This is a genomic window from Chlorobium sp. (genome assembly GCF_049593655.1).
Classification (GTDB): Bacteria; Bacteroidota; Chlorobiia; order Chlorobiales; family Chlorobiaceae; genus Chlorobium.
In genome coordinates this window covers 1-5999 of sequence record NZ_JBAWHG010000062.1, presented here as the reverse complement: position 1 = coordinate 5999, position 5999 = coordinate 1, and the positions used below count along the sequence as shown (strand labels likewise).

Annotated in this window: 5 protein-coding genes and 1 pseudogene; all 6 read right to left on the bottom strand. The window is 56.5% G+C overall.

Annotated elements, in window-relative coordinates:
- Positions 1–413: 413 nt before the first annotated feature.
- Positions 414–923, bottom strand: coding sequence for an ankyrin repeat domain-containing protein (locus WBP50_RS10890; protein ID WP_423934408.1), 510 nt, complete (start codon positions 921–923; stop codon positions 414–416).
- A gap of 228 nt (positions 924–1151) precedes the next feature.
- Positions 1152–1301: pseudogene (locus tag WBP50_RS10885) on the bottom strand (DUF2589 domain-containing protein); the annotation flags it as partial.
- Positions 1302–1479: 178 nt separating this feature from the next.
- Positions 1480–3213 carry a hypothetical protein gene (locus tag WBP50_RS10880; protein ID WP_423934406.1) on the bottom strand — a complete coding sequence of 578 codons (1734 nt, stop codon included), beginning with the start codon at positions 3211–3213 and terminating at the stop codon, positions 1480–1482.
- A complete protein-coding gene (locus tag WBP50_RS10875; protein WP_423934404.1) occupies positions 3210–4529 on the bottom strand; it encodes an MFS transporter in 1320 nt (439 codons plus the stop codon). Before WBP50_RS10875 ends, WBP50_RS10880 begins: the two co-directional genes overlap by 4 nt.
- 48 nt (positions 4530–4577) lie before the next feature.
- Complete coding sequence (locus WBP50_RS10870) at positions 4578–5255, bottom strand: DUF2461 domain-containing protein (RefSeq protein ID WP_423934401.1); 678 nt, start codon at positions 5253–5255, stop codon at positions 4578–4580.
- Positions 5256–5287: 32 nt separating this feature from the next.
- Positions 5288–5999: hypothetical protein (locus WBP50_RS10865; protein WP_423934399.1), on the bottom strand; the 712-nt coding region annotated here is incomplete at its 5' end.

The following is a 5999-nucleotide window of genomic DNA, read 5'->3' as shown; positions in this document are numbered from 1 at the left end:
CATCACCATTAAAATGCACTTGTGAATTACAATTAGAACAAAAAATAAGCGGCGCGATCAATCCATTCATAACAATCAAGGTGTTTTAAATTTCGACCCATTTAACTGTAAAGACTTAGAAAAAATTGATCCCGCCAAGAGACTAATTCAGTCGTTATCAGGCCATAAAAAGTATTACACGACCTAAGCAGTAAAATCTAATCTTTTGAACTAGTTTTCTATCCTGACGATCATCATGCGTCCTGTTTTGGATTGCCTGACTTACAAACATCCGTATACGCATAAAAAATCAAACAATTACAGCACACACATTTCAGGAACAAGCAAATATCAAAATGAAACACAAGACTTACACTCTGCGCTACCGATACGCCTCCCCTGCAGGGCTTGGGAGAAAACCTTTTTGCATTCGATTACCGCGCCGCACTCTCCAGAATCGACACGCACTCATGGAGCTCATGCTTTTTTGCAAATGCAAGCGGAGTTTCGTTGTTCCGGTCGCGCAAATCCGGATTGGCGCCTTTTTCAATCAGATACCGGACAACATCCGCATGGCCCTTGTACGAAGCCAAATGCAGCGCCGTCTGCTGCCCGAACGCACTTTGCTGATCGATATCCGCACCATTTTCCAGAAGCAGGGCGATCATTCCGATATTTCCGTTTGTGGCGGCGAAATGAAGAGGATTACCGTAATCGCTGTCCGGATCTGCGCCGTATTCCAGCAACAGCCTGACAAGATTCCTCTCACCCGTATGCACGGCGAGAATCAGAAGATTCTGACCCGCCTCATCCCTGCTTTCGACACAGACGCCGGTTTCCAGCAATTGCCGCACTTTGCGAATGTTTCCCTTTTTTACGGCGGCGACAATCGGAGGGACGGGAGCACCGCTCTTTTTTCCGAACAGCTTCGACAACATATTCATGGCTCATCCCCTGTCAGAAAATCAGTATCCGGGTATCCCCGGCAGAAAACCGCTTTGAACGAAACATCATGCCTGTTCAGGCTTGCCTTCATTCCCGGCACTCTTCAGCTTTTCGATATTGTCAAGCAACTCGTCGTTGCCGAGCCCTTCGAGCGGGAGATGCAGCCATTCGGGCTCGTGCCTGTCGGGGCGGATGAACTCGACCCGCATGACGGGCGGACGCTGTCCCGCAGGGTCGATATCGAAGCCGACATTCCTGATGAAATCGGCGGTGGCCTCGGCAAGACGCATCTGCGCTTCGCATGCGGCCTGAAGCGGCCCGCCGATGAGATCCGCCATCGGCAGTCCCCTGAACTGCTCTTCCATTTTTACAAGCATTGCATTATTCCGGTTTGGGGTTCCCTGAATGCAGACACGACCTTCAACGATATTTTTCAGGAAGTTACGGCGTATTCCCGTCAGGAACAAGCCGGCATGAACACAATGAACTCGAAGCGCAGGGTTCCCGCCATCAACAAATTACCGGATTCTGCCCCGCAGGCGATACATCGTCGATCTATCGGGGATCGGGCGAAGGGATCGGGGTCAGGACGATAGCCCGGTCGAAAATGATTTCGTCGGGATCTGGCCCGATGAGGTCCGGCGATCCCGGATCGACATAGTTCCTGAAGCCGATGAACGCCGTATCGCCGTCGTTGATGCCCCGCAGGTTCCGGCCAGTGTCCTGCGGCACCGCGAAAGTGTCGCCGTCAAGCCGCGTGCGCGCGAACTTCCACACATAGAGCCTGTCCATTTCCGCCACATACTCCAGTTCAGGAAAGTTCCGCGCGACATTGCCTGCATAATCCGCATTGGTAATACCGCCAAAACCGTTGAAATACCGCTCGCCGTAGCAACTCACGTTGGTATAGACGGTCTTGGGAATCGTGTTGTGGTTCACCCCATAGACGATAACCAGCGTATCCGGGTTGAAGGGAAAACTCTCCGAACGAAGATAGAGCGTATCGCGGGTTTCGCCCAGCACGTCCTCAAGCCTGGCGATGGCCTGCTCGCCAGTGTCTCCGAGCCAGATTTGCGTATCGAGCTCACGAATGCAGTAGCGGGAGCTGTAGGTGTCGATGATGCTCTTCCTGAGCGCCAGGAGAGATCGCTGCAGATGATCCTCATTCGTGCCCGAACCCCGCTGTCGCGCAGGAAACGGCTGCAGAAACTCCGCCTTGCGCTCCTTAAGCGGCGTGAGGCGCAGCACTTCCAGCGTGGGACGGGTTGTGTATGCCTCTCCAGCCGCCTTGTCATGAGGGTTCGAGAAACGGTGCAGCACATTGAAAAGATCGGCGAAATCGTCGTTGCCGAACCTGACAAGACCGGAATCGATTACATCGAGCAGCACCTTGCCCGTGTCGAGGCCCGCTTCGTCAACGGCATGCAGCAGATCGTCGTAAAGCCGCCGGTCGGCGGTGGAGACCAGAATGAAAAACGATTCGAACACACCATCCACCTTCGAAGCCTGAGGCGGATAGAACATATCCTCCTGCACGTTGTACGAGTTGACCGGATCGCCGAGCTGGGTATAGATTTTCTGGCGCTCGAAGGGATTCACGGTGCTCAGGCACCGACTGGCCAGATAACTGCGGAAGCTGTAGTAGTCGCAGTCAGGAGGCGTTCTGCCGATCAGTACGAAACCCTCGTCCTCACGCATGGTGAAGGCGATTGAGGGCGATACGGCGGCATGATCGATTCCCGGTGGCTGCGGGGCCTGGATGCAGAGGTACGGAAATCCGGCATTGTTGCCGTTCGCGTTCGGACTGTACCCGGCAAAGCAGACGTCGATGGCGTCGCTCAGGCACATGTCGCCCTGCTCTACCCTGTAGCCGAGGGATTCGAGCGCGGGAAGGAGATCCTTTGCCGATGGCTCGATATCGCCGATCTGCAATGGCGGCGGGGCGGCCACCTCGAGGGTTTGCCGTTCTTCGTCAAGCGTAACCGAGCCTCCCAGCACCTCCGCCACGAATCCGGTCGGAGCCCAGAGAAAGCCATCCTCGAAGGTTACGGGAGGTTCCATCTGGCAGAGCTTCACCTGCACCATGCCCCAGGCATCTCCTGCGGCGGCAAACCCGATCCGCTTGCCGTACTGGGCGACAACACCCCTGTCAAGCAGCATCGGCATACACCGGCCGCCCATGGCGTCCATCAGTGCGGCGATATCGAGCAGGGCTCCCTTTGAGGTTTTTTTCCGGGAAATGTTGTTTCCCGACGGTTTCCCGTTCGTGATCAGTTCGAGTGAACTCATTGATACCGAGTGTTTGATTGTGGTTGTTTTACAGGCGTTACTGCAAGCGTGGCAAACGCCGCAAGAAGCAGACTGAGGGAAAACATGGCGAGCACGGGTTCCATCCGGTCCCCTGCGCTTTCGCGAATCCTCCCGGCCAGTTCCGGGCTTACGTATCCGGCGATGTTGCCGAACGAGTTGATGACCGCTATGCCCGCAGCTGCAGCCGTACCTCCGAGCATGGATGAAGGCAGCGACCAGAAACACGAAAGTGCGGACATGATGCCGGCCGTGGCAACCGAGAGCGCCACGATGCCGTACCACCCTCCAGACTGTGGCATGGCAGAGAGAGCAAAAGCCGTCGCGGCTACGAGGCAGGGCGCCGCGACATGCCAGCGGCGCTCCCCGCTCCGGTCGGAATGCACGCCGTTGAGCACCATCGCTACGGCTGCCGCAAGCCAGGGTATCGCGGAGATCCAGCCGATAGCCCGCTCGTCGGATGTGATGGTGTCGCCGATGATCTGCGGCAGCCAGAACGAGATGCCGTACAACCCCATGACCACGAGAAAATACACTCCGCTGAACCCCCACACTTTCGGATTTTTCATGGCGTAGCCCGCCGTATGCTCCTCCGCGCCGCCCAGCCGCCGCTCCCCGTCGAGGGCGGCCCGCCGCATCAGCAGATCCTTCTCCTCAGTGTCGAGCCATGAGGCGTCGCGGGGCGAGTCGTCGAGATAAAAAAGCACCACCACGCCCATCGCAGCCGAGGGCAGGCCTTCGAGCACGAAAAGCCACTGCCAGCCCTGCAGCCCCCCGAACCCGTCCATGGCCTCGAGAATAGCCCCGGAAACCGGCCCGCCAACAACGCCCGCAATGGCTACCGCCGTCATGAACCAGGCGACCATCCGTGCCCGGTACTCCGACGGGAACCAGATGGTGAGATAGAGAATTATGCCGGGAAAGAAGCCCGCTTCGGCCACTCCGAGCAGAAAACGCAGCAGGTAGAATGCGTGCTCGTCTGAGACAAACAGCTGCAGGCTGGCGACGATGCCCCAGGTGATCATGATGCGCGCGATCCATATCCTCGCGCCTACCTTCGAAAGGATGATGTTGCTCGGCACCTCGAAAAGCAGGTACCCGATGAAGAAGATACCCGCACCCGTCCCGTAGGCGATATCGCCGAGACCGAGGTCGCGCGACATCTGCAGCTTCGCGAAGCCCACGTTGACACGGTCCAGATAGGCGAGGATGTAGCAGAAGAACAGAAACGGCACGAGACGCCATGCGGCCTTGCGGTAGGCCGCAGGCTCACCGGCCGGAGATGGAGGGGGATGCATGATGAACGGTAACGCGATTATGGTTATGGGGGAAACGAAAACAGATCGTTACAGCGCCCGGTTGAGAAAATCCACCATCGGCTTCACCGTGCGGAACAGGTTGGAAAGCACTCCCGCAAAACCTGGTAAAGTAACCCCGGCATCGCTGAAGAACCGCCGGGTGTAGTACCCCTTGTACCTGAGGTAGTCGATGGCCGGATCGTCGGCATCGAACCCTTTCGGAGGCCGCTTCAGAAGTCCCGAGGGCAGCACGCCTTCGGGAAACTCCTTACTGAACGCTTCGTCAGAGAGAATCGAACGCCACTCGCTGAAATGCCCGCCGATCTCCTCCCTCAGAAGTTCAAGCACCGCAGGCTCAGGCATATAGACGCCGCCGCCCGCGAACGACTCCCCTTCAGGGGCAATATGGACGTAGTAACCGCCGAAACTGCTCCTGCGCCCGCCACGGTTGATGAACACGAAAAAGTTGGTCTTGTAGGGCGACTTGTCGCGAGAGAAGCGTACGTCGCGGTAGATGCGCATGATGCAGTTTTTCGGATCGAGGCCCGACGCGGCGACTGCGGGATCGAATGCGGAAACCTCCCGCAGCAGCCCGGCAGCGAGCCCGATCACCTCCCCGTACGCCTCCTGATACTCGGGCCTGTGCAGCTCGAACCACTCGCGGGAGTTATCGGCCCTAAGGCCTCGGAGAAACGACAGTGTTGAAGAGGTAATCATGGCATCCATCTCAAAAAAAATTGAACCGGGCAAAATGTTTTTCAGGAACCCTGCAAAGGTTTTTGCGTCAATACAACGTTATCGAAAGCCACGGAAACCTGCATGGGGTTCCATGCAGCCACTTCGAAACCCGTCGCACCCGCAAGACTGGAACTGTCCTGCACTTCTCCGGATTTCCGGCCGTTAATGAATACCGAGATCGTCGTTCCCTCGGCAAGCACGCCGATCCTGTTCATCTGGAACGGATCATCGAAGTTCGGAATCTGCGTCCAGGTTATCAGATCCCTGAATACGCCGTTCTCGTTGTAGCAAAGGGCATACTTGCCTAAATCGCCTATTCTCAACACATAATAGCTGTTTCCGTTCCCGCGGAAAAACAGGCCCGCACTGACGTCCTGACTGGTTCTCGAAACAATCTGCACATCAGCCTCAAGATAGAAGTCGCCGGACTGTGCATAGGGTGATGGAAATAAAAACCGGTTTGGCTGTCCCATCTGCTGACTGAAGCTGACGTCAGCCCTGTACTGGCCGTTAACCTGCATTGCCCGGGCAGCCAACAAGTTACCCGAAGCAAAACCGCAGGACCATCTGCAGGGCAGAACGGAGAAATCGTCACTCGCAGCCAGAGGCCATTCTTCATCGACACCGGGGGAAAAATAATTGTACAGTGCCCCGGCAAGCACGACAATGATCGCAAGGGCAGCAAAAAGAACCACCCGGTTCTTCTTTTTTATCACTTTCTCAGCATCCGGG

Excerpts from the sequence above, each read along its gene's own strand:
- WBP50_RS10870 (WP_423934401.1), bottom strand. The coding sequence starts at position 5,255 with ATGGATGCCATGATTACCTCTTCAACACTGTCGTTTCTCCGAGGCCTT.
- WBP50_RS10890 (WP_423934408.1), bottom strand. The coding sequence starts at position 923 with ATGAATATGTTGTCGAAGCTGTTCGGAAAAAAGAGCGGTGCTCCCGTC.
- WBP50_RS10880 (WP_423934406.1), bottom strand. The coding sequence starts at position 3,213 with ATGAGTTCACTCGAACTGATCACGAACGGGAAACCGTCGGGAAACAAC.
- WBP50_RS10875 (WP_423934404.1), bottom strand. The coding sequence starts at position 4,529 with ATGCATCCCCCTCCATCTCCGGCCGGTGAGCCTGCGGCCTACCGCAAG.